18 protein-coding genes are annotated in these 22811 nt (G+C 61.9%); 17 read left to right on the forward strand and 1 reads right to left on the reverse strand.

Annotated features, from left to right (window positions below):
- Positions 1-45: 45 nt before the first annotated feature.
- Positions 46-945 (reverse strand): LysR substrate-binding domain-containing protein, encoded by a 900-nt coding sequence (locus tag CXP40_RS12955; RefSeq protein WP_106734064.1) that lies wholly within the window; start codon positions 943-945, stop codon positions 46-48.
- A 205-nt stretch (positions 946-1150) separates the two neighbouring features.
- Here CXP40_RS12955 and CXP40_RS12960 point away from each other — a divergent pair, with 205 nt between their 5' ends.
- The 17 genes from CXP40_RS12960 (at position 1151) to CXP40_RS13040 (ending at position 22796) form a co-directional block, all read left to right on the forward strand.
- Positions 1151-1984 (forward strand): transporter substrate-binding domain-containing protein, encoded by an 834-nt coding sequence (locus CXP40_RS12960; protein ID WP_256579368.1) that lies wholly within the window; start codon positions 1151-1153, stop codon positions 1982-1984.
- 12 nt (positions 1985-1996) lie between these two features.
- Positions 1997-2659 carry an amino acid ABC transporter permease gene (locus CXP40_RS12965; protein WP_106734065.1) on the forward strand — a complete coding sequence of 221 codons (663 nt, stop codon included), beginning with the start codon at positions 1997-1999 and terminating at the stop codon, positions 2657-2659.
- Between the two features lie 7 nt (positions 2660-2666).
- Positions 2667-3353 (forward strand): amino acid ABC transporter permease, encoded by a 687-nt coding sequence (locus tag CXP40_RS12970; RefSeq protein WP_106734066.1) that lies wholly within the window; start codon positions 2667-2669, stop codon positions 3351-3353.
- 12 nt (positions 3354-3365) lie between these two features.
- Positions 3366-4868, forward strand: a complete 1503-nt coding sequence (argH, locus tag CXP40_RS12975; protein ID WP_106734067.1) for an argininosuccinate lyase — start codon at positions 3366-3368, stop codon at positions 4866-4868.
- Positions 4865-5593 carry an amino acid ABC transporter ATP-binding protein gene (locus tag CXP40_RS12980; protein WP_106734068.1) on the forward strand — a complete coding sequence of 243 codons (729 nt, stop codon included), beginning with the start codon at positions 4865-4867 and terminating at the stop codon, positions 5591-5593. Before argH ends, CXP40_RS12980 begins: the two co-directional genes overlap by 4 nt.
- Positions 5594-5612: 19 nt before the next feature.
- A complete protein-coding gene (locus tag CXP40_RS12985) occupies positions 5613-6353 on the forward strand; it encodes an amino acid ABC transporter ATP-binding protein (RefSeq protein WP_106734069.1) in 741 nt (246 codons plus the stop codon).
- A 251-nt stretch (positions 6354-6604) separates the two neighbouring features.
- Positions 6605-9580, forward strand: a complete 2976-nt coding sequence (locus tag CXP40_RS12990; protein ID WP_106734070.1) for a molybdopterin cofactor-binding domain-containing protein — start codon at positions 6605-6607, stop codon at positions 9578-9580.
- A complete protein-coding gene (locus tag CXP40_RS12995; protein ID WP_106734071.1) occupies positions 9577-10404 on the forward strand; it encodes a xanthine dehydrogenase family protein subunit M in 828 nt (275 codons plus the stop codon). The genes CXP40_RS12990 and CXP40_RS12995 overlap by 4 nt, the downstream gene beginning before the upstream one ends.
- Positions 10388-10912 carry a (2Fe-2S)-binding protein gene (locus CXP40_RS13000; protein ID WP_106734072.1) on the forward strand — a complete coding sequence of 175 codons (525 nt, stop codon included), beginning with the start codon at positions 10388-10390 and terminating at the stop codon, positions 10910-10912. The genes CXP40_RS12995 and CXP40_RS13000 overlap by 17 nt, the downstream gene beginning before the upstream one ends.
- Complete coding sequence (locus CXP40_RS13005; protein WP_106734073.1) at positions 10905-12434, forward strand: AMP-binding protein; 1530 nt, start codon at positions 10905-10907, stop codon at positions 12432-12434. Before CXP40_RS13000 ends, CXP40_RS13005 begins: the two co-directional genes overlap by 8 nt.
- 24 nt (positions 12435-12458) lie before the next feature.
- Positions 12459-13262 (forward strand): enoyl-CoA hydratase/isomerase family protein, encoded by an 804-nt coding sequence (locus tag CXP40_RS13010; protein ID WP_106734074.1) that lies wholly within the window; start codon positions 12459-12461, stop codon positions 13260-13262.
- A gap of 102 nt (positions 13263-13364) precedes the next feature.
- Positions 13365-14591: a benzoate/H(+) symporter BenE family transporter gene (locus tag CXP40_RS13015; protein ID WP_106734075.1), complete on the forward strand. Its 1227-nt coding sequence runs from the start codon at positions 13365-13367 to the stop codon at positions 14589-14591.
- A gap of 368 nt (positions 14592-14959) precedes the next feature.
- Complete coding sequence (locus CXP40_RS13020; protein ID WP_106734076.1) at positions 14960-16918, forward strand: TRAP transporter fused permease subunit; 1959 nt, start codon at positions 14960-14962, stop codon at positions 16916-16918.
- A 38-nt stretch (positions 16919-16956) separates the two neighbouring features.
- Positions 16957-17949: a TAXI family TRAP transporter solute-binding subunit gene (locus CXP40_RS13025; protein ID WP_106734213.1), complete on the forward strand. Its 993-nt coding sequence runs from the start codon at positions 16957-16959 to the stop codon at positions 17947-17949.
- Between the two features lie 63 nt (positions 17950-18012).
- A complete protein-coding gene (locus CXP40_RS13030) occupies positions 18013-19650 on the forward strand; it encodes a thiamine pyrophosphate-binding protein (protein WP_106734077.1) in 1638 nt (545 codons plus the stop codon).
- 110 nt (positions 19651-19760) lie between these two features.
- The gene (locus CXP40_RS13035) at positions 19761-21182 is read left to right on the forward strand and encodes a UbiD family decarboxylase (RefSeq protein ID WP_106734078.1); all 1422 of its coding nucleotides are present in this window, start codon (positions 19761-19763) and stop codon (positions 21180-21182) included.
- A 171-nt stretch (positions 21183-21353) separates the two neighbouring features.
- Positions 21354-22796 (forward strand): aldehyde dehydrogenase family protein, encoded by a 1443-nt coding sequence (locus CXP40_RS13040; protein ID WP_106734079.1) that lies wholly within the window; start codon positions 21354-21356, stop codon positions 22794-22796.
- The last annotated feature ends 15 nt before the right edge of the window (positions 22797-22811 follow it).

Below are 22811 nucleotides of genomic sequence, written 5' to 3' on the forward strand. Positions count from 1 at the left end.
GGTTGCTCGCGAACAGGGTGAGAGACGACTATCGGTGTTTGCTTGTTAACTAGCCGGTACCTCACTAAACATCGTTTTCAGCAGCGCTGCAAAGCGCTTGCCCAGGCTGTTCTGTGGCCGATGGTCGGGGTAGAGCAGATAGCTGGTAAAGCGCAGATCTGCTGCGAACGGTCGTATTTCTATACCCGTGTGCAGATACTCGCGGGCGACCAGAGGGCTAACAATGCTGACACCAAGACCGGTGCCGACCATGCTGCAAATGGTCGCGGCATAAGGCGCTTCGAGGCTTAGCTTGCGGCGATCGCCGCTCTGCATGAACAAACGGTCGATGCGTCGCCGCGTGCCGTCACCGATATTGGCCAGAGAGATAAATTCCTCGCCTTCCAAGTCGTCCACGTCAATCTGCCCCAGTGCCGCAAGCCGATGGTCTTTGGGAACGATACACACGCCAGGCAGGTCGCCAATCAGTTGCGCGCGCACACCAGGGGTTTCTTCGCCGATGAAAGACACCAGACCAAAGTCGCAGAACTGAGATGCTACCCATCGGGCCACCGTGGCCGAGTCGCTGGTCTGCAGTGATATCGCGACCTGCTCGTGACCTTGGCGAAAACGCTGGATAGCGTGTGGTAGCAGGGTCAGAGACAGCGATGGTACGGCGGCGATACGTATCTGGCCGGTACCAAGTTGGCGAATATGGCGCGCCGAGTGTTCAAGGTTGCTCAGACCGACAAAGGCCCTGTCTACCTCATTAAAGAATGCGGTGCCCTCATCGGTCGGTACCAAGCGGCTACCGATTCGCTCAAACAAAGCAAAGCCGTTGAGGCGCTCCAGCTGTCCAATCAGGCGGCTGATATTGGGCTGCGAGGTATGCAGCGCTTCAGCCGCTGCCGTCATCGAGCCGGAAAGCATCACTGCACGAAAGGCTTCTACTTGCTTGAAGTTCATGATGCGCCCATATCATTTTCGCATGGGGCGCTAGCGTATTGTCATTTGTCAGTATGGGGCAACCGATTTAAAAATTGCTCCAAGGCACTCGCTATGTGATTGGAACCCGCGGCGAGCGCCATTCCAAGGTTCCGAAACTCCTAACTGCCATGGTCACGCACGAGCTCAGGCTCGCCATTGCGATAACAACAAACAGGAGACACCCATGACATCGATGAACAAGACACTACTTGCTGCTGCTGCACTGAGCCTCACGCTACAGGCAATGGCGGCAGACAGTATGCCTCCGGTTCCATCCGCTATCAGTGAGCAGAACGTTCTGCGTGCAGGTGTGCGTTGTGATCAGCCTCCTTATGGCTATCAGGACAACAACGGCGACTTTGCAGGGGTAGAGGTGGAAATGTCCCGTCTTATCGCCGAGTGGGCGTTGGGATCGGCTGACAAGGTTGCGTTTACCTGTGTGACTGCGGAAAACCGCGTTCCCCAGTTACTGGGCCGCAAGGTCGATATGTTGATCGCGACACTGGGTGTCACTCCCGAGCGTGAGCGGGTGATCGCCTTTACCCAGCCCTATCGTTGGGGCGCTAGTGATGTACTGGTACGCAAAGACAGTGGCATCAACAAAATTGCTGATCTGAAGGGCAAAACCCTGGCGACACTCAAGGGCTCAGTGCAGGCCAAGTGGTTCGAAGAGAACATGCCTGGGGTCAAGACGCTGCGCTTGAATAGCGCTGCCGATGCTCTGCAGAGTTTCCGCCAGGGGCGTGCCGATGCTTATACGCATGATGCCGCGACACTGGTAGTGATTACTGGCAACGACGAATCGTTGCGTTTGGTCGAGGAACCCTTCCAGATCTCCGATGCTGCTATCGGTTTGCGCAAGGGCGAAGACGAGTGGCGCACTTACCTGTCCGCCGCGGTGGTACGCATGCACGAGGAAAAGCGCTTCCGTCCCTGGATTGAGAAATACGTGCCAGAGGCCACACGCAGCTATTACCTGAGCGTATTCGAGCAGCCCAAGCCCGAAGAATCCCACTGATCGGGGTCTGTCATGAGTTTTGATTTCGACTATCTGCTCATGCAGTGGCCGGCTCTGCTCGATGGGTTATGGATGACCCTGCAGGTTTCTGCTCTGAGTATCGTGCTGTCACTGTTGATCGGCGTATTGGGCGCAGGTATCAGGCTGTTCAAGCTGCCGCTGCTCTCCCAGCTTGCCGCACTCTATGTTGAGCTGATCCGCAACACACCCATTCTGGTACAGCTGTTTTTCATTTTCTACGGCTTGCCTGCTGTAGGTCTGAAGCTGTCGCTGTACTGGTCAGGCGTGCTGTGCCTGTCACTGTGGGCTGGCGCCTATCAGATAGAGAACCTGCGTGGGGGTCTGGCGACTATCGACAAGGGGCTCCGTGAAGCTGGCATGGCACTCAACCTGCAGTCCCGACAGTTCTTCCGCTTGATCGCCATTCCCATCGCCTTTCGCATCAGCTTGCCGGCCATGCTCAACACGGCCATCTCGCTGCTGAAGAACTCGGCGTACCTACAGACCATTGGGTTGGCGGAGTTGACCTTCGTCGCCGTGGACCGCATCGCCACGGATTTCCGTGCCATTGAGATGTTCGCCGCCATCTGCGTGATCTACCTCGCCTTGGTCGCCGTACTGGCTTTGCTCGCCGGGCGTCTGGAAGCCCGCCTGCAACGTCCTTTCCAACAATGAGGTGGTCATGGAATTCGTGATCGAGAATTGGGGATTCATCTCCAAGGGTTTGCTCATGACCCTGAAGCTGGCGCTGGTGATCCTGTTGTTCACCACCTTGATTTCAGTGGTGCTAGGCACCCTGGCGACACTCCCGAGCCGTCCTTTGCGTTGGCTGATCCATGCTTACGTCGAGCTGTTTCGCTCGATCCCGCTGATCGTCAATGTGTTCTTCATTTTCTTCGGCGCACCACTACTGGGTGCGGATCTGAGCCCTTTTGCTGCGGTCACCCTCGGGTTGACTCTATGGGGCAGCGCCAACGGCATCGAGATCGTCCGCGGGGGCCTGCTCTCAGTACCTCGTCACCAATGGAAGAGCGCCTGGGCTCTGGGTCTGCGGCCTTGGCACATCTACGTCTACATCGTCGTACCACAATCGCTAAAGGCCATCCTGCCGGCCTACACCGGGCTGCTGACGCTGCTAGTCCAGGCCACATCGCTCGGTGCCCTGGTAGGTGTCAGTGAGTTCCTCAAGGTCGGTCAGATCATCGTCGAACGCAGCACCATGATGGGCGGCGAAAACCCTGCCTTCACCGTCTACAGCGTGGTACTGCTCGTTTATTTCGTCATCTGCAGCGCGCTGACCTGGCTCAGTCGCTATCTCGAACGTCGTCTGGGTCGCACTGCGACTCGACTCTCCCAACCTCAGCCCTGATAGGCCAATACCATGCTCGAATCAAAAGTCAGTCGCCGACTCAAGGAACCCACAGCCGCACAGGTCTGCGATCTCATCTATGCACCGCGTCTTGCCGGTTTCGCCGAGGGGTTTGGTTATCTTGGCGACGTCAATAAGGCTCATATTGTCATGCTAGCCGAATGCGCTCTTATCGACCCACCGGTGGCCGCCGCGCTTGCTCGTGGCGTGCTGGAAATGGAGCAGGCCGGCCCTCAGGCCGTGACCTTGGATCCGCTGCGTGAGGATGCCTATTTCAACTACGAAGCGCACTTGATCAACATGGTCGGCACCGACATCGGTGGGCGCTTGCATATCGGTCGTAGTCGCAATGACCTTTTGGCTACTCTGGATCGCTTGCGTGGGCGAGATGTGCTGATGGATCTGCTGGACGCTCTGTACACCGTACGGCAGAGCGCCCTAGATGGCTCGACGCAGTATGCAGAGGCGATCATGCCGGGTTACACGCACCTGCAACCCGCCCAGCCGATCACTTATGGATTTTATTTGTCCGCCGTAGCTCAGGCGCTGGAGCGCGACTGCACGCGCTTGGCGGCTACCCTCGATAGCATGAATCAGAGCCCAATGGGCGCAGCTGCGTTTGCTGGTACTCCATTTGCCATTGACCGCACACGTACTGCCGAGCTGCTGGGCTTCGACGGCTTTCTGGAGAACACCCTGGATGCTGTTGGCTCACGAGATTTCGCTCTGGAGAGCATGGCGCAGATGACTCTCCTGGCCGTTTTCTGGAGCCGTGTTGCGCAGGATTTCTTTGTATGGTCGACGCACGAATTTGCGCTCATCGACTTTCCTGACAGCGTGGCTGGCACATCCAGCATCATGCCGCAGAAGAAGAACCCTGTTGTCCTCGAGTACCTCAAGGGACGTACTGGTCAGGTACTAGGCTCGCTGGTCGCGTCGGCTGTCAGTATCAAGGGCAGTAATTTCACTCATACCGGCGACGGTAACCGAGAGAGCATGCGTGGCTTCTGGGATTCGGCCCAGGAATGCCAGGAGTGCCTGAAACTACTGGATCTGGTCCTGCGTACAGCGCGGCCGAACCTCAAGGCTGGTTTGCGCAAGGCTACCGAGGATTTCTCCACGGCCACCGGTCTGGCGGATCTGATGGTCAGCTCTGCCAACTTGTCGTTCCGTGAAGCACATCATGTGGTTGGCGCCGTGGTACGCCAGGCGATGGACAAGGACCTGCCGGCCAATTGCATCGATAACGCCATGGTCGAACAGGCGGCTCAGGAACAACTCGGTCGATCACTGGGCCTGGATGAACAACAGGTTAAACAGGCGCTGGACCCGGTCACCAACGTCAGCTCCCGTTGTCTGCCAGGTGGCCCGGCAGCCAGCGCGCTGCAGGTGCAGGTCGCCAAGGCACGCACTCGTCTGGAGCAGGAACGCAGCGTGCATGTCAGCCGCCGGCAGCGGCAGAATCAGGCCAGGCAGGTTCTTCAGGCTGCTACCGAGAGGCTGGCGCAGTCATGAATACCCTGATGAGCGTGCGTGGTCTGTGCAAGCGCTTTGGTGACACTGATGTCATCAAGGGAGTCGATCTGGATATCCATGAGGGTGAAGTCGTGGTTGTCATAGGTCCTAGCGGGTCAGGCAAGTCCACGTTAATCCGCTGCCTCAATAATCTGGAACCGGCAACGGCTGGCGAGATTACGCTTACTGGAGCGCGCAACAGCCGGGAATCCATGGCCAGATTGCGTGATGAAGTCGGCATGGTGTTCCAGGACTACACCCTGTTTCCGCACCTGAGCATTCTGCGCAACATGACCCTGGCGCCGATGAAGCTTCGCGGCTTGTCACGTGAGGACGCAGAGGCCCAGGCCATGAAACTGCTTGAACGAGTCGGTCTGGCGCACAAGGCTAAGGCATTTCCAGGCGAGCTGTCCGGCGGTCAGCAGCAGCGTGTCGCCATCGTCCGAGCGTTGGCCATGCAGCCCAGGCTAATGTTGTTCGATGAGCCGACATCGGCGCTCGACCCGGAAACAGTCAATGAAGTCCTGCTGGTGATGAAGGAACTGGCCGCCGAAGGCATGACCATGGTGGTGGTCACTCATGAAATGGGTTTTGCCAGAGAGGTGGCTGACCGAGTGATCGTCTTCGACGGTGGACGGATCGTTGAGTGCGAACCTCCAGCCCAGCTGTTTGCTAATCCCCGTGAGGAGCGCACCCAAGCGTTCCTGGCCCATGTCCTGAAGTGATTCAATAAGCGGATATCCCATGCCAGAGACCCCTATCATCCAGATTGACGGCCTTAACAAGTGGTACGGACCGTTTCAGGTTTTACGCGATGTGAACCTACAGGTTGCCGCTGGCGAGCGCCTGGTAATCTGCGGCCCCAGCGGCTCAGGTAAGTCGACACTGATACGCTGCATCAACGCGTTGGAACCCTTTCAGAAAGGTCAGCTCGGGGTCGCGGGCATTGCTTTGGATGACTCGGCGAAGACCATAACCCGCGTACGCGAGCAGGTGGGTATGGTGTTTCAGAATTTCCATCTGTTCCCCCATCTGAGCATTGCTGAGAATTGTGCACTGGCACCCGTTCACGTACTTGGGCTAGGCAAGCGCGAAGCCCGCGAGCGGGCCATGCAGCAACTGGAGAAATTACGTATCGCCGACAAGGCGGATCGTTACCCGGCACAGTTGTCCGGTGGACAGCAGCAGCGTGCCGCCATTGCTCGTGCGCTGTGTCTGAAGCCAAAGATCATGCTGTTTGATGAACCCACCTCGGCGCTGGATCCGGAAATGGTTGGGGAGGTACTCGACTCCATGGTCGCTTTGGCCGAATCAGGCATGACCATGTTGGTGGTCACACACGAAATGGGTTTTGCCCGTCAGGTCGCCGACCGCGTGGTGTTCATGGATGCTGGTGAAATCGTCGAGAGCAGCGCTCCTCAGGATTTCTTCAACCATGCGCAAAGCGAGCGAGCGCGGCAGTTTCTCTCGAAGATCATTCACTAAAGATCGATACGTGCAGCATCACATCGACAGACCCCGGATAAACCGGGGTTTTTCGTTTGGGCTGGCATATCGTTTGCTCGCTCGCATCGTCCATAGCCATTGAAAGTTATCCGGGCGAATCACTTAATCAGACTCAAAGGCAAATCTTCCGACTCAAACGCATAAACGAGTAGCGCTGGGCAAGGCGCTTCGCGGGGCGCTTGCAGAGAATCGAGGGCAATTGCTTCACACATAAGAACAAGAGCTTGCCCATGAACATGCACCAGAGCGACGCCGAACCCGTCACCGGCCATATCGGACGCAGTCAGACCCGCGTCGAAGATGCTGCCCTGCTGCGTGGCCTGGGTCGCTATGCCGACGATATGGCGACGCCGCCAGGTACGCTGCACGCCGCTATCGTTCGTTCGCCTCATGCCCACGCCCGAGTGCTTTCGGTCGATGCCTCGGCAGCCTTGAGCATGCCCGGTGTGCACGGCGTGCTGACCGGCGAGGACGTCAAGCGTTGGGCCAACCCGTTTCCGGTTGGCGTGCGTGCGCCCATGGAGCATTGGTGTCTGGCCGTGGACAAGGTTCGCTACGTCGGTGAGCCGGTCTGCGTGGTGATCGCCGAAGACCGCTACCTGGCCGAGGACGCGTTGGACGCGGTGCAGGTGGAATACGAGCCGCTGCCGGCGATCGTCGATCCGGAAGCGGCCACCGCCGAGGACGCGCCGGTGCTGCACGAGGCGGTCGGCAGCAACGTGGTCAACGAGCGGCACTTCCGCTACGGCGAGCCCGAGGAAGCCTTCGCCAAGGCCGCGCGGCGGGTTTCGATCAAGGTTCATTTTCCGCGTAACTCCTGCACGCCAATCGAGTGTTATGTCGTTCTTGGGCAGTACCAGCCAGCGACCGGCACCTACGACGTGCTCTCCAATTTCCAGGGGCCTTATGCCCTGCACTCGGTGATGGCGCGCGCGTTGAACGTGCCCGGCAATCGTCTGCGTATGCGTACTCCGCCGGACTCGGGCGGCAGTTTCGGCATCAAGCAGGGCGTATTTCCCTACGTTGTGCTCATGGGGCTGGCGGCGCGCAAGGTGGGCGCTCCGGTGAAGTGGGTCGAAGATCGCCTCGAGCATCTGCAGGCCTCCTCCAGCGCCACCAACCGGGTCTGCGAGATCGAGGCAGCGGTAGAGGCTGACGGTCGCGTGCTGGCGCTCAAGTACGATCAGATCGACGACTGCGGTGGCTACCTGCGCGCGCCGGAGCCGGCCACGTTCTATCGCATGCACGGCAACCTGACGGGGGCCTATGCGATCCGCAATCTGCTGGTACGCAATCGCGTGGTGCTGACCAATAAGGTGCCGAGTGGCCTGAACCGCGGCTTCGGCGGCGGCCAGGTGTATTTTTCGCTTGAGCGTGTGATGCACCAGATTGCCGTCGAACTGGAGCTCGACCCGCTCGATGTGATCCGGCGCAATCTGGTGCCGGCTGACGCCTTCCCCTATCGCGCTGCCGCGGGGGCATTGCTCGATTCCGGAGACTATCCGGCAGCAGTTGATCTTGCCGTGCGCGATGGTGGGCTGGATGAGCTGTTGCGCCGTCGTGACCAGGCGCGCGCCGAGGGGCGCATCTACGGCATCGGCTATACCGCGGTTGTAGAGCCGTCGATCTCCAATATGGGCTATATCACCACGGCGATGACGCCCGAGGAGCGGCGCAAGGCGGGCCCGAAGAACGGCGCGGTGAGTACGGCCACGGTCAGTGTTGGCCCGCTCGGTGATGTCTCCGTACACGTGTCTTCGACGCCGCAGGGGCAGGGGCACCAGACCGTTGTCGCGCAGATCGTCGCTGAAGTACTGGGTGTGGCGCTCGAGGGCATCAGTGTCAACGTGGAACTGGACACTGGCAAGGATGCCTGGTCGATCGCTTCTGGCAATTATTCGAGCCGCTTCGCCGGTGCCGTCGCCGGCTCGGTTTACAACGCTGCGATGCGTATTCGCGAGCGGATGGCAGGCATCGCCGCATCGATGTGGCAGGTGCAAGCCGAGGATGTGCGTTTCGCCGGTGGCAAGGTATTCGTCGAGGGTGGGCCGAGCCAGGCATTCCATCGTATTGCGGGCGCTACCCACTGGTCTCCCGGCCTGCTGCCCGAGGGTGAGCGTGGTGGCTTGCGCGAGACGGCATTCTGGAGCCCGCCTCAGCTGACTGCGCCGAGTGATGAGGACTGCATCAACAGCTCGTTGTGCTACGGCTTCATCTTCGACATCTGCGCGGTGGAGATCGATCGCATCACCGGTGAGGTCCACATAGACCGCTACGTGACCTGCCACGATGCCGGGCGCATTCTCAATCCGATGCTGGTCGATGGCCAGATCCGTGGCGGCTTCACCCAGGCTCTGGGCGTCGCGCTGATGGAAGAATTCGCCTACGCCAGTGACGGCAGCTTCCTCTCCGGTACCTTCGCCGATTATCTGGTGCCCACGGCTCCCGAAGCGGTGGAGCCCGTGATCCTGCACATGGAGACACCATCGCCGTTCACCCCGCTGGGTGCCAAGGGTGTCGGTGAAGGCAACAACATGAGCACCCCGGTATGTATCGCCAACGCGGTGGCGGATGCGCTCGGCCGTTCCGATATCCGCCTGCCGCTCACGCCGTCACGGGTGCGCAGCATGATTGGCATCGACGAGCCGGCTGCACCCGAGGGAATGACGCTGGATACGCCGAAAGTGGCCGGCGGCTCGACGCTGCAGGCCGAGGATTCGGTGGAAATTCCCGCCTCGCCACAAGAGGTATACGACGCTCTGCTCGACCCGGACACCTTGAAGTCGATCATTCCCGGCTGTCACGCCCTGGAGGTGGAAGGCGAGAACCACTACCGCGCCGACGTTACCGTGGGCGTCGGCATGATCCGCGCGCGCTTTGCCGCGAAGGTCGGGCTGACCGATCTCGATCCGCCGCATTCGCTGAAGCTGTCCGGCTCTGGCAATAGCCCGATGGGCTCGGCCACCGGCAGTGCGAAGGTACGTTTCATCGAACTGGACAACGGCCATACCCGTCTCGAATACGCATACGAGGCGGCGGTCAGCGGCAAGGTCGCCGCGGTCGGTGGGCGCATGTTGCAGAGCGCCTCGAAAGTCATCATCGGGCAAATCTTCACTCGCCTGGCACAGCGCCTCAGCGGAGCGCCGATGCGCCTTGGGCTATGGCAGCGCCTGCTCCAGCTGTTCGGCAAAGGAGGTGGGCAATGAAGCCGGCCGCATTCGAATACGTTCGCGTTGCCAGTAAGCGCGAAGCCCTGGAAATCCTTGCCGAGCATGGTGAGCAGGCCCGAATCATCGCCGGCGGCCAGTCGTTGATGGCGGTACTCAACATGCGCTTGGCGCAGCCCAAAGTGCTGGTCGACATCAACCACGCCGCTGACCTGCACCACCTCAACGTCGAGCGCGGCCACCTGTGCGTCGGTGCTGCGGTGCGCCAGGTCGAGCTGATGGACCGCGCCAGCCTGGCCGACGAGGTGCCACTGCTGGCCCGCGCGCTGCCCTGGATCGGCCATTTCCAGACCCGTAACCGTGGCACCGTGTGCGGCTCCGTGGCGCATGCCGACCCCAGCGCCGAGATCCCGCTGTGCCTGGTCACCCTCGGCGGCCTTGTGGTGCTCGAATCGCTCAAGGGCAAGCGCCGCGAAATACCGGCGGCAGAATTCTTCCAAGGCGTACTGACCACCGCGCGGCGTGCGGACGAGTTGGTCAGCGAGGTGCGCTTCCCGCTGACCGATCCACAAGTGCGCTATCGCTTCCGTGAAGTGGCCATGCGTCATGGCGACTTCGCCCTGGTGGCCCTGGCCGCCTGCATCCGCGAAGACAGCGTCGAGCTTGGCGTCGGGGGTGTTTCCGATCGCCCGGTGCTGCGCCGCCTGCCGCGCGGTGCGCAATTGCCCGAAGCACTCAACGCTTTCGCCTGGTCGCTCGGCGCACAGGACGACGTACATGCCAGCGCGGCGTATCGACGTCATCTGGTACGCGAGCTCGGCCGCCAACTCATCGAGGGACAGGACCATGCGCGCGCCAGTTGACCAACGTTTTCCCGTTCACCTGCAACTCAACGGGCGTACGCGCCAGGGGCATGCCGAGCCGCGCATGCAGCTGTGCGACTTCCTCCGCCACGAGCTCGGCGCCACCGGCGTGCATGTCGGATGCGAGCACGGCGTTTGCGGTGCATGCACGGTGCTGGTCGACGGCGTGGCCTCGCGCTCCTGCCTGATGCTTGCGGTGCAGGCGCACGAACGGCGCATCGACACGGTCGAGTCGCTGGCGCGCGATGAGGTGATGAGCGATCTGCAGCAGGCATTCAGCCGCCACCACGCGCTGCAATGTGGTTTCTGCACCAGCGGCATCCTGATGTCCTGCGTGGAGTTCCTCGAACGCGTGCCCCAGCCCGATGAGGCTCAAGTACGCGACATGCTGTCTGGCCACCTGTGTCGTTGCACCGGTTACACGGGAATGGTCCAGGCAGTGCTGGAGGTGGCGCGGCAGCGCCAGGCCTTACAACAACAAGAAGCCTTGGAGAACACCCATGTTTGATTTAGGACGCAGCTTTCTTGCCGCAGTCGAGCGCCGCCCAGGTGCGATTGCGATCAGCGACGGCGCGTTGAGCAAAACCTACGAACAATGGTTTGCCGACATCCAGCGTGCTGCCCACGGGCTGCAGCGTCTCGGGCTCGCCAAGGGCGATCGTCTGGTGGTGGTGATGCAGAACCATTGGCAGATGGCGACGTTGCACTGGGCCTGCCAGTTCAGTGGCATCGTCATGACGCCGCTGAACTGGCGTTGCACGGCGGACGATCTGAGCTGGTGCCTGGAGGATGCCGATGCCCGGGCACTGATCCACGACGATTCCTCGGTCGAGGCTGTACGTGGTGCTGGCCAACTGCGAATTCCCTGCGTCAGCGTTGGCGAACTGGCAGACGAGAGCGCCCTGAGCTTCGAGCAGTTGTGTGCCGAGGTGCCGGCGCAGACCATCCTGCGCGCCAGCCCGGAAGACTGGTCGCTGATGCTCTATACCTCAGGCACCACCAGCCGGCCCAAGGGCGTACCGCGTCGGCACCGTGTCGAACGTGCGGCAGCCGTGGCGCATGTGGCGCAGAACCTCTACGGCCACGAGGAGTGCACGCTGGGGGTGATGCCGCTGTACCACACCATGGGGGTGCGCTCGCTGTTGTCCATGACGCTGATCGATGGCCACTTCGTCTGCGTACCGAAGTTCGACGTTCAGGCCACGCTCGATGCCATCGAGCGCGAGAAAATCAGCAACCTCTATCTGGTGCCGACGCTTTACCACATGCTCATCGAGCACCCGGAGTTCAGCCCCCAACGGGTCGCCAGCGTGCGCAAGATCGGCTTTGCGGGAGCGCCGATGAGCGACGGTCTTATGCGTCGGGTCGAGGCAGCCTTCCAGCCGGAACTGTTCGTCAATCACTACGGCAGCTCGGAGATCTACACCTTCACCATCGACCAGAATGCGGCGCGTAAACCAGGTTCGTCCGGTCGCTGCGCGTTGAACCAGCGGATTCGCGTGGTCGGTCTGGACGCCCGCTCACCAGACGAGGTCGCCAGGCCCAACGAGGAGGGCCAGATCATCGCCGACCTGGCCAGTGACGAGGCCTTTGAGGGGTACTGGAAGCGCCCTGACGCGGATGACAAGTCGCTGCGTGACGGCTGGTACTTCACTGGTGACACCGGATTCTTCGATGAGGAAGGCGACCTGTTCGTCACTGGTCGTGTCGATGACCTGATCATCACCGGTGGCGAGAACGTCAGCCCGGCGGAAATCGAGAACGTCTTGTCGCTGCACCCCGCGGTAGAGGAAGTCGCGGTGGTCGGGTTGCCCGACGAGCAATGGGGCAAGCTGATCGCCGCCTTCATCAAGTTGCGCCATCCGGTCAGCGAAGCAGAACTCGACGCCCACTGCGTCACTTCCGGCCTTGCCCGTTTCAAGCGCCCGCGTCGCTACGAATTCATCGAGCAGATTCCAAAATCCCCGGTCGGCAAGATCCTGCGCCGCGTACTGGTCGCCCAGTACGGCGAGCTCAAGGCTGCCAGCTGACCCCATTCGACGAGAGGAAAGACCATGAATACCACCGAGATTGAGCAGTTCCTGAACAACCCATTCGACGGCTTCTGCGTCGAGGTCGACACCGCTCGCGAACGTGCCGACATCATCCTCGGCCGTCCACCGTACAACGTCATTGCCATGAGCCAGCGCGAAACGCTGCGCCAGGTATTCGAGGCGCTGGATGCGCATCCTGGCGTGCGCGTGATCGTGTTGCGCGCCCAGGGCGAGCATTTCTCCAGTGGCGGTGACATCAAGGGCTTCCTGGAAGCATCGCCGGAGCATGTTTCCAAGCTGGCCTGGAACGTCGCCGCGCCAGAACGCTGCAGCAAGCCGGTGATCGTTGCCAACCGTGGCTACACCTTTGGCGTCGGCTTCGAGTTGTCGCTGGCCTGCGACTTCCGCATCGCTTCGGAAACCGCGCGTTACGCGCTACCGGAACAGAATCTCGGGCAGATCCCGGGCTCCGGCGGTTCGGCGCGTCTGCAGAAGATGATCGGCATCACCCGCACCAAGCACATGGTCATGCGTGCCAAACGTGTCAGCGGTCAGCAGGCCTATGACTGGGGCTTCGTCACCGAATGCGTACCGGACACCGAGCTGGAAAACGCGGTCGATGCATTGGCCGACGAGCTACGCCGTTTCTCGCCACTGGCTCAGCGTACCGCCAAGAAGCTGATCAACGACAACGAGGATGCGCCATTGAAGGTCGCCATCGAGATGGAAGGTCACTGCTACAGCCGCCTGCGCAGCTCGGCCGATTTCAAGGAAGGTGTCGAGGCATTTCACAGCAAGCGGCCCGCTGTCTTCCGCGGGGAATAAGCTGCGCGGCCGCCGAGCCGCCTCCAGCTCGTGTGCCGTCCTTGACGGGCGGCATTCGGAGAACGACCGAACGCTCACACAACAACAAGCGAAGGCGTTGCCATGATCCAGAAACCGCTTCATCCCGCAACCGAGGACTCGGTTGCCGACAATGCGCCTACTCTAAGCCGGGCTTTCAACTCCAAGTCCATCAGCGCGGGTGTGGTCGCCGCCCTGTTCGGTTGCACCGGTCCGGCTCTGGTGGTGATCAACGCGGCCGAGGCGGGCCGCCTGAGCAATGCGCAGACAGTTGCCTGGCTGTTCGGCATATACGTATTGGGCGGGCTAATCAGTCTGTTTCTGGCATTGCGGTACCGCCAGCCGATCTGCGGCGCCTACAGCATTCCGGGCGCGGCGATCCTGGCGGCCTCACTAACGGTCATCCCGTTCAGCGATGCGGTCGGTGCCTTCATCATGAGCGGTGTCCTGGTGCTACTGCTTGGTGCCAGTGGGCTGATCGGGCGCTTGATGCGCTGGCTGCCAATGCCGATCGTGATGGCGATGATCGCCGGGGCGCTGATCCGCTTCGCCACTGGCTCGGTCGATGCTGTCGTCACGGCCCCGCTAATCGCTGGCGTCGCTGCGCTGAGCTTTTTCCTGACGACTCGGTTCTTCCGATCCATTCCGCCGGTGCTGGTCGCCGGGCTGGTCGGCTTGGTTCTGGCCTTCGCCTTTGGCCAGTTGCAGCCAGCCGATGTGAGCATTGCCTGGGTGATGCCTGAACTCACCATGCCGACCTTTTCCATCGATGCCTTTCTGGCCATCACCATTCCGCTCACCGCGTTGGTGATCGGTGCGGAGAATGCCCAGGCCACTGGTGTGCTGTTGGCCGAGGGGTATAGCCCACCAGTCAACACGATGACCGTGGTCAGTGGTATCGGCGGTGTACTGGCCGGTGTGCTGGGCGGGCATAACGCCAACATCGCCGGGCCGATGACGGCCATCTGTTCGTCCGAGCAGGCCGGCGATAACCCTCGGCTGCGCTACGGTGCTGCGTTGGTGAACGGTGTGCTGTTCATTCTGTTCGGGTTGTTCGCTGGCCTGGCGGTCCCGTTCATCCTCGCCTTTCCCAAGGCGCTGATCGTTGTGGTTGCCGGTCTGGCGATGATCGGCGTGCTGCTCGGCTCGCTGCAACAGGCTTTCCAGAAGGGCGGCGCCTGCCAGATCGGGGCTTTCGTCGCGCTGGCGGTGGCTATGAGCCAATTCACGCTGCTGGGCATCAGCTCCCCGTTCTGGGCGCTGCTGTCGGGGGTGGCGGTGTCGTGGCTGCTCGGTGAGATGAAGCGTTGAGCGGCACCCCAGTCCTTCTTCGGGAGCGCTCCAGAGAGGCTAGAGCTGCGCGTGATGGCGTGTATCAAAATTCGTTAATGGCCAGGGGTTTTACCCGGCCCATAAGATGAAGCTGCCGAACTAGACGGGACCGGTAGAACCGGCACCGTATACAACCGACAAAAACAAAAACGGTGAACAGCAATGAACAATCAACTGCCTTGTGGGCCCATCTCCAGCCTGGCCCCAGCCATAGCGGCGAGGTCTCTGCACCTGACGTTCGGACGCACCAGCAGCAAAGACGCCTGATTGCCCAGCTCTACACGAACAGCGTGTGGAGCGGCAGTTTCGGTTATGGCCCTGGTCCTCACACGTTACGGCAGATAATTATGAAAAACCTCGCCAACCCCGCCTCGTTCGTTGCGCTTTGCTGGGCGGCTTTCCAGATTTACATGGTCTACGGCACCCCGCTGGATCTGATCGTCGCAGTGCCGATCCACATCATGTTTGGCGTCGTACTGACGTTCATCACCCATCCGCTGTGCAACGGGGACGCGGGCCGTTTCACCCTCGCGAGGCTTTCGGACTATCTGCTGGCCGCAGTGGCTGTAGCCATCGCTCTTCATTATCTGCGCAGCGGCGAGATGCTGAACATGCGCATTGCCATGGTCGACCCGCTGACCACCCTGGACATGGTGGTGGGTGTCGTCACTATCGTGCTGGTGGTCGAGGCCGTGCGCCGCGCGCTGGGTATGGGCCTTACAGTGGTGATTCTGGTTTTCCTGGTCTATCAGTTCATCGGCCCGCAACTGCGCGGTATCCCGATGCTGGGCCTTCTCGGCCACGACGGCGAGCCGAGCCGGTTGTTCTTCGAGACATTCCTCGATATTCAGACGATGCAGAACGAGGGGGTGTTCGGCATTCCGAGCATCGTGTCCTATAACCAGGTCTTCTACTTCCTGCTGTTTGGAGCATTCCTCCAGCTGTTCGGCGGCGGCCAGCTGTTCATGGACCTCTCGGTGCTGCTGGTCGGGCGCTTCCGCGGTGGCATGGCCAAGGTCTCGATCGTGTCTTCCACATTGTTCGGCGCGGTCAGTGGTAGTGCCACGGCCAACGCTGCGGTGATGGGCATGTTCACCATCCCGGCGATGAAGAAGTCCGGCATGAGTGCCGAAGAAGCCGCAGCGGTGGAAGCGACCTCCTCGACCGGTGGGCAGATCATGCCGCCGGTGATGGGCGCTGCGGCGTTCCTCATCGCCCAGTTCATGGGCATTCCCTATGCCGAAGTGGCGATCGCCGCGTTGATTCCCGCGCTGCTGTTCTACGTCGCGCTGTATTTCGTGGTCGACCTGCTGGCGCGCCGCCGTGGCCTGGCTGGGCTGGCGCGTGGCGAGCTGAACACCGATTGGTCGAGCGTGCTCAAGCGCCTTTATCTGCTGATTCCGGTATTCGTGCTGGTGTACCAGATCATGGCCGGCCGCGCGCTGAGCTCGGCGACCCTGCAGGCGATCTGGATCACCCTGGTGTTCGGCCTCTGCACTCGCGTCTGGGATGGCTTGCGTGCGGAGGGCGGCCGCGGCGTGCTGAAGGCTACCGGTTCGGTGTTCAGTGACTCGTTGCAGGCACTGGATTCCGGCGCCCGAGGGGCGATCGCCGTGGCCATTCCTTGCGCCGGGGCGGGCATCGTGGTCGGTATCGCCTCGATCACCAACCTTGGCCTGACCTTCGGCAGCTTCGTCACCGCGTTGTCCGGCGGCATGCTGATACCGGCGCTGCTGCTGGTGATGTTCATGGTCATCGTGATGGGCATGGGCATGCCCACCACCGCGGCCTACATCATGGGCGCCATCCTGGCCATTCCGGCGCTGGACAAGCTTGGCGTGCCTGCGCTCTCGTCACACTTCTTCGTGCTCTATTTCGCCGCGCTGTCGATGGTCACGCCGCCGGTAGCCCTGGCTGCCTTCGTCGCGGGTGGGATCGCCAAGGCCAACGTGTGGAAGACCGGTTGGGTTGCGTTTCGCTATAGCCTGGCCGGTTTCCTCGTCGCCTTCGCTTTCGTCTTCAGCCCGGCGCTGCTGCTGCAGGGCGACTGGCAGGAGATCGTTCCGGCAGTGGTTACCGCCGTCATCGGTTGCTATGCGCTGGCCGGTTGCGTGGTGGGCTACCTGCGCGCGCGCAGCTCGCTGCTGGAAACGATCTTGCTGTTCGTCGCCGCAGCGCTGTTGATCACCCCGGTGATCAAGGCCTCCCTGGCGGGACTGGTGCTGCTCTGCGTCATCTGGGCATGGCAGAGCCGTCGGGCCAAGGCCCTGCAAACCGAATGCGTGCTGGGCCGGTCGGGCGCCTGATGGCCCGCCCTGCGAAATCAACCGAGGAGAACAACAAAATGATCAAAGCACTGAAAAAACATGCGGCGGTTGCGCTGCTTGGGATCATCGGTCTATGCGGCAGTGCCATCGCCGCCGAGCCGGTAAAGGTCAAGTTCGCTGCCGGGCCGACCGGTACGACCTGGTACGCCTATGCAGGCGCCTTGCGCGGAGAGATGTTGCAACGGTTGCCGGCTGGCTCCTCGGTGGACATTCAGGGCACGCCCATGGCCATCGCCAACACCAAGTTGCTGGCAGCCCGGCGAGCTGATATCGGCCTGATCTTCCCGCCCGTTGCCGCTTGGGCCCAGCAGCCGTTCGGTCCGTTCGAGCGCAAGATCGACAACGTTCGCGGCCTGGTCGGCGGCCTCGACCAGTACTACCAACGCATCACCGTGCAGAACGACAGCCCCATCCAGTCCATCGCCGATATTCGCGAGAAAAAGCTGGCGGTGCGTATCGGTACCGGTCCGCAGGGTAGCCTGAATGAATACATCGCCAAGCTGATCCTCGAAGCCAATGGCCTGAGTTACGAGGCGATCGAATCCTTCGGCGGCAGCATCAGCAAGTCCAGCCTGAGCATCCTGCAGGACCAGTTCGGCGACCGGAAGATCGACATGATCATCGGCATCACCACGGCTGGCCACCCCAACACTGCCCAGCTGTCCATCACCCCCGGCCAGCGCTTCCTCGATCTTGGCGACGAGGCCATCAGCTTCCTGGAGAAATACGGTTTCGTTCGCACCACCATGCCTGCCGGCATGTTCGAACATCAGGACAAAGCGGTCGAGGGTGTCGGCTTCGTCACCTCCTTGTACGCCAATGATCAGGTCTCCGAGGAGGAGGCCTACGCCATCACCAAGGCAGTCCTGGACGGCCGTGAAGCGCTGCAGCGCTCGTTTGGTTCGATGAAGGAATGGAGCGCTGAGGGTTCGTTCGACCCGGCCAACCTTGCCGTGCCGCTGCATCCGGGTGCCGAGAGGTTCTACCGTGAAAGTGGCCTGCTGAAATAACGCTACCCTGGCCTTACGGCGCGTGCCGCGTGGCTCTTTTCGCCCGATCTAAGAGAGGATCAGATGACAGTCGACAAGCGATACGATGGCGGTCAGGCCATCGTCGAACTGCTCCGACGCAATGGTGTAGACAGGGTGTTCACGGTGCCCGGCGAAAGCTTCCTGCCGGTTCTCGACGCGCTGCACGATGCTCCCGACATCGCCCTGGTGGTGTGTCGCCAGGAAGGCGGTGCGTCAATGATGGCCGAGGCCTATGCCAAGACCACCGGGCGCCCGGGGGTTTGCTTCGTGACCCGTGGCCCAGGCAGTGCCAATGCCCTGGCGGGGCTGCATGTCGCCTCGCAGGACTCCACGCCGCTGCTGGTCTTCGTTGGTCAGGTGCCTCGTGGTTTTCAGCAGCGCGAGGCATGGCAGGAAGTCGATGTCGGTGCGCTGTTCGGCCCGGTCGCCAAGTGGGCCGTGGATATTCAGGATGCCGCGCGCCTTCCCGAGTATCTCTCCCGCGCTTTCACCACGGCTCGCTCTGGCCGCCAGGGGCCGGTGGTGCTGGGGCTTCCGGAAGATCTCCTATTCGAAACCGTTGCACCGTTGGCGCTAGAGGCGGCGCCGATCAACCAGGGTTATCCGGCGCCAGCGGCGATGGCGCAACTGCAGCAGATGTTGAGCGAGGCGCAGCGACCGCTGGCTATCTTCGGCGGCTTCGGCTGGAATGCTGAATGCCGGCAGGCGCTGCAGGGCTTCGCCGAAGCCCAGGGGCTGCCGGTAGTCACGGCCTTCCGCCGCCAGGACCGCTTCGATAACGGTCACCCGAACTATGCTGGCGACGCTGGACTGGGCATGAACCCGGCGCTCGCCAAGATGATTCAGGAGGCTGACCTGCTGATTGCGGTCGGTACGCGCCTGGGCGATATCACCACTCGCCACTACGAATTGGTCGAGGCACCTCGGCCACACCAGCGACTGGTACATATCCATCCCGATCCGCAGGAGCCTGGCCGGGTCTACTGGCCGGAGCTGGCGGTCTGTGCTTCGGTGACGAACTTCGCCGAAGCTGCCGCTGAGCTATCACCGCCGGCTGCACTGTCCGCCGAACGCCGTGCCTGGCTGACCCGCGCCCGGGAAGTCCGTCAGGCCTGGCAGCAGCCTACGCAGCTGCCGGGCCCTTTGCAGCTCGGTGAGATCGTCGCCTGGCTCGGCAATCGCCTCCCTGCCGATGCAGTGATCAGCAACGGAGCGGGCAACTACACCCTCTGGGTCCATCGTTTTTACCCTTTTCGCGACTGGGGCAGCCAACTGGCGCCGACGTCGGGTTCCATGGGGTACGGCCTGCCGGCGGCGATCGCTGCCAAGCTCGCCCAACCCATGCGGCCGGCCGTGTGCTTCGCTGGCGATGGCTGTTTTCAGATGACCTGCCAGGAGCTGGCCACGGCGGTGCAATATGGCGCCAACGTGATCATCGTGGTGGTCAACAACGGCTCCTACGGCTCGATCCGCATGCATCAGGATAAGCATTACCCCGGTCGACGTTATGGCACCGACCTGGTCAACCCGGACATGGTCACCCTCGCCAAGGCCTATGGCGCCGCTGCGGCACGGGTGGAGCGGACCGAGCAATTTGCCGATGTCTTCGAGCAGGCATTGGCCTGTGACCGACCCTTTCTCATCGAGCTGATGATCGACCCGGCAATCCTGCGGCCCTGAGCCCTCGGGGCATTGCGGGCACTGATGGCGTGCATCAAAAAAGCTTAATAGGCAGTCCCTAGCCACGCTTCTAGCATGGCCAAAACAATAATCACGAGAGAGTACCCGCCATGCTGCCCCAGCATTCGCCCTCGACCGACATTGCCTCCACCCTTCCGCTCGGTAGCAGTCTGCGCGGCTGGCTCGACCATTTGCAGCAAAGCCAACGCCTGAGCATCGTGCGCCCTGGCGTCGACTTGCGTTTCGGTGTCGCGGCCATCGCCAATCGACTGGACGGCCGCAGCGCTTCGCTGTTTCTGAAGCCCAGTGGCCATCCGGTCCCGGTGATCTCCGGTTTGTTGTCGGATCGTCAGTGGATGGCCGAAGCCATGGGCGTCGAACCGAGCCAGGTACTTGCGCGTTTCGAGCAGGCCAGCCTTGAACCGTTGCCTTGGCAGGAAACCAAGGATGCGCCCTGCCAGCAGGTGGTCCATCGCGATGTCGATCTGCTCGCCCAGCTGCCGATCCCGACCCACAACGAACACGACAGCGGCGCCTACATCACCGCGGGATTGCTGATCACGCGCAACCCGCGCACCGGTGTGCAGAACGTCTCCATCCATCGCCTGCAAGTCAGCGGACCAAACCGCCTCGGTGCGTTGCTGCTGCCCCGGCATGCGCTGGCATTCTTCCAGGAGACCGAGCGTGACAACGAGGATCTGGAAGTCGCGGTGGTGGTCGGTTGCGATCCTCTGACGCTGATGGCCTCGCAGGCCATCGTGCCCATCGACCATGACGAGCTGGAAATTGCTGGCGCGCTGCATGGTCGCCCGCTGCCGGTTACCCAATGCGTGACCAACCGCATTCGGGTGCCGGCCGAGGCCGAGATAGTCATCGAGGGACGCCTTCTGGCCAACACGCGCGAGGAGGAAGGCCCATTCGGCGAGTTCCCTCAGTATTACGGTGAACGTGCCGAGCGCCATGTCATCGAGGTCGATGCAGTCACTCATCGCCACTCCCCGATGTTCCACACCATCGTCGGCGGTGGCCTGGAGCATCTGTTGCTGGGCGGCATCCCGCGCGAAGCGACCATGCTCGCGCACCTGCGGCGCAGCTTCCCCTGCGTGCGTGACGTGCACCTGGCCCGCGGTGGCGTATGTCGTTACCACCTGTATGTGCAGATCGATAAGCGCTCGGAAGGCGAGGCGAAGAACGTCATCCTTGGCGCCCTCGGCGGCCACTACGACATCAAGCACGTGGTAGTGGTGGATACCGACGTCGACATCCATGACCCGACCGAAGTCGAGTGGGCGGTGGCGACGCGCTTCCAGGCTGACCTCGACCTGGTGCTGATCCACGAATCCCAAGGCTCCAAGCTCGACCCTTCGACCCGCGATGGCGTCGGCTCGAAGATGGGTTTCGACGCCACCGTGCCATTGGCCGCACCGCCGATGCGCTTCAAGCGTATCCATGTGCCGGGCCAAGCCGAGGTGGACCTGGCCGCAGTCAGCCAGCCGGCCGGTGCCGATTGGCAGGCACTGTTCGGTCGATAGCTCGCCCGTTGGGTTGCCGCCTGTCGTGGGCGGCCTGGCGCCAAGCCCTGCGGATACCCCCGGTCCGACTGGCTGATCCAGGCTTTTTCACTAGGTCGTAGTTCAGGGGCACAGCGCCTTTTCCAGCGGCATACAACAAACACAAGCAGCTTCGCCGGACAGGAGATACAGATGCAGCAGGCACGACACTTCATCGATGGCCAATGGTGTGATGACGGTCAGTGGGCCGATAGCCGCGACCCGGCCAACGGCGAGCTTATCGGGCGTTTCGCCGACGGTGGTGAGGCGCAGGCCCGGGCGGCGGTAGGTGCCGCCGTGCGGGCTTTTGCCAACCCGCAGTGGTCGCAGAATCCACGCCTGCGCCAACAACTGATGCTTGATTGGGCCGCTGCATTGAAGAGCCGCGAGGACGAGCTGACGATTCTCCTCACCCGCGAGAACGGCAAGACCATGGCGCAGGCGCGTGGCGAGATTGGCGGCGCCATCTCGGAAATTCTCTACTACGCCGGCTTGGCTCGGCATAACCCCGGCCATGTGCTCGAGGTCGCCCCTGGCGAGTTCTCGACGATGTTGCGCGAGCCCGCTGGCGTGGCCGCGCTGATCATTCCCTGGAATGCACCTGCGGTATTGCTGGTGCGGGCGTTGGCTCCGGCGCTGGCTGCCGGTTGCACCTGCGTGGTCAAGCCGGCGCCGCAGACCGCGCTATTCAATGCGGCCTTCCTCGCTCCGCTGTTGGCGCTGCCAGGTCTGGCAGCGGGGGTGGTCAATCTGTTCGCAGAGACGGGTCATGGCGGCGCTGCCTTTCTGGTTGCCACGCCTGAGGTCGATGTCCTCAGCTTTACCGGCTCCACGGCCACGGGGACGCGGATCATGCAGGATGCCGCGCCGACCATGAAGAAGCTGTCGCTGGAGTTGGGTGGCAAGTCCTGCTGCCTGGTCCTGGAAGATGCCGATATCGGCGCGGTGGCGATGAAGCTTGCGGCGGCCGCGACCATTATCTCTGGTCAGCAATGCACCGCTGCCCGTCGGGTGCTGGTCCATGCCAGTCGCGCCGCGCAGATGAAGAGCGCGCTGGCTGTCGCATTGGCGGAAATTCGTCTCGGCCATGGCCTGGATGCCGCGACGCAGATGGGCCCGCTGATCGATCTGCGGGCGCGTGACAGCGTCGAGCAACGTGTTCGTGAAGCGCTGGAGATCTGCGACGAAGTCTTGCTGGCCGGCGGTCGGCCTCGCGGCATGCTGGACCAGGGTGCGTTTCTCGCACCGACCTTGATCGCCCATCAGGACAGCAGCGCTTTCTTCTGTCAGGAGGAAATCTTCGGGCCGCTGCTGGTGCTGGAGACTTTCGAGGACGAGGCCGAGGCCGTCGCTCGAGCCAACCACAGCGAGTTCGGTCTGTCGGCCAGCGTCTGGACGCGTGATGGTGCGCGTGCATTGCGCCTGGCGCGTGCCTTGCGCAATGGCACGGTGTGGATCAACGATCACAACAAGCTGTTCGCCGAGGCGGAAACCGGGGGTTATCGCAAGAGCGGGCTGGGACGACTGCACGGTTATGACGCGTTGCTCGATTTTACAGAGCTCAAACACGTCTACCAGAATGTCGGTTCCCTGTAGGCAGCATCGAAGAGG

Source organism: Pseudomonas sp. YY-1, assembly GCF_002843095.1.
GTDB lineage: Bacteria > Pseudomonadota > Gammaproteobacteria > Pseudomonadales > Pseudomonadaceae > Aquipseudomonas > Aquipseudomonas sediminis_A.

Bases quoted from the DNA above. Each gene is read 5' to 3' on its own strand.
- CXP40_RS13030 (WP_106734077.1), top strand. From the start codon at position 18,013: ATGACAGTCGACAAGCGATACGATGGCGGTCAGGCCATCGTCGAACTG.
- CXP40_RS13015 (WP_106734075.1), top strand. From the start codon at position 13,365: ATGATCCAGAAACCGCTTCATCCCGCAACCGAGGACTCGGTTGCCGAC.
- CXP40_RS13035 (WP_106734078.1), top strand. From the start codon at position 19,761: ATGCTGCCCCAGCATTCGCCCTCGACCGACATTGCCTCCACCCTTCCG.
- CXP40_RS12955 (WP_106734064.1), bottom strand. From the start codon at position 945: ATGAACTTCAAGCAAGTAGAAGCCTTTCGTGCAGTGATGCTTTCCGGC.
- CXP40_RS13010 (WP_106734074.1), top strand. From the start codon at position 12,459: ATGAATACCACCGAGATTGAGCAGTTCCTGAACAACCCATTCGACGGC.
- CXP40_RS13000 (WP_106734072.1), top strand. From the start codon at position 10,388: ATGCGCGCGCCAGTTGACCAACGTTTTCCCGTTCACCTGCAACTCAAC.
- CXP40_RS12965 (WP_106734065.1), top strand. From the start codon at position 1,997: ATGAGTTTTGATTTCGACTATCTGCTCATGCAGTGGCCGGCTCTGCTC.
- CXP40_RS12980 (WP_106734068.1), top strand. From the start codon at position 4,865: ATGAATACCCTGATGAGCGTGCGTGGTCTGTGCAAGCGCTTTGGTGAC.
- CXP40_RS12995 (WP_106734071.1), top strand. From the start codon at position 9,577: ATGAAGCCGGCCGCATTCGAATACGTTCGCGTTGCCAGTAAGCGCGAA.
- CXP40_RS12985 (WP_106734069.1), top strand. From the start codon at position 5,613: ATGCCAGAGACCCCTATCATCCAGATTGACGGCCTTAACAAGTGGTAC.
- CXP40_RS13005 (WP_106734073.1), top strand. From the start codon at position 10,905: ATGTTTGATTTAGGACGCAGCTTTCTTGCCGCAGTCGAGCGCCGCCCA.
- CXP40_RS13025 (WP_106734213.1), top strand. From the start codon at position 16,957: ATGATCAAAGCACTGAAAAAACATGCGGCGGTTGCGCTGCTTGGGATC.
- CXP40_RS12990 (WP_106734070.1), top strand. From the start codon at position 6,605: ATGAACATGCACCAGAGCGACGCCGAACCCGTCACCGGCCATATCGGA.
- argH (WP_106734067.1), top strand. From the start codon at position 3,366: ATGCTCGAATCAAAAGTCAGTCGCCGACTCAAGGAACCCACAGCCGCA.
- CXP40_RS12970 (WP_106734066.1), top strand. From the start codon at position 2,667: ATGGAATTCGTGATCGAGAATTGGGGATTCATCTCCAAGGGTTTGCTC.
- CXP40_RS12960 (WP_256579368.1), top strand. From the start codon at position 1,151: ATGACATCGATGAACAAGACACTACTTGCTGCTGCTGCACTGAGCCTC.
- CXP40_RS13020 (WP_106734076.1), top strand. From the start codon at position 14,960: ATGAAAAACCTCGCCAACCCCGCCTCGTTCGTTGCGCTTTGCTGGGCG.
- CXP40_RS13040 (WP_106734079.1), top strand. From the start codon at position 21,354: ATGCAGCAGGCACGACACTTCATCGATGGCCAATGGTGTGATGACGGT.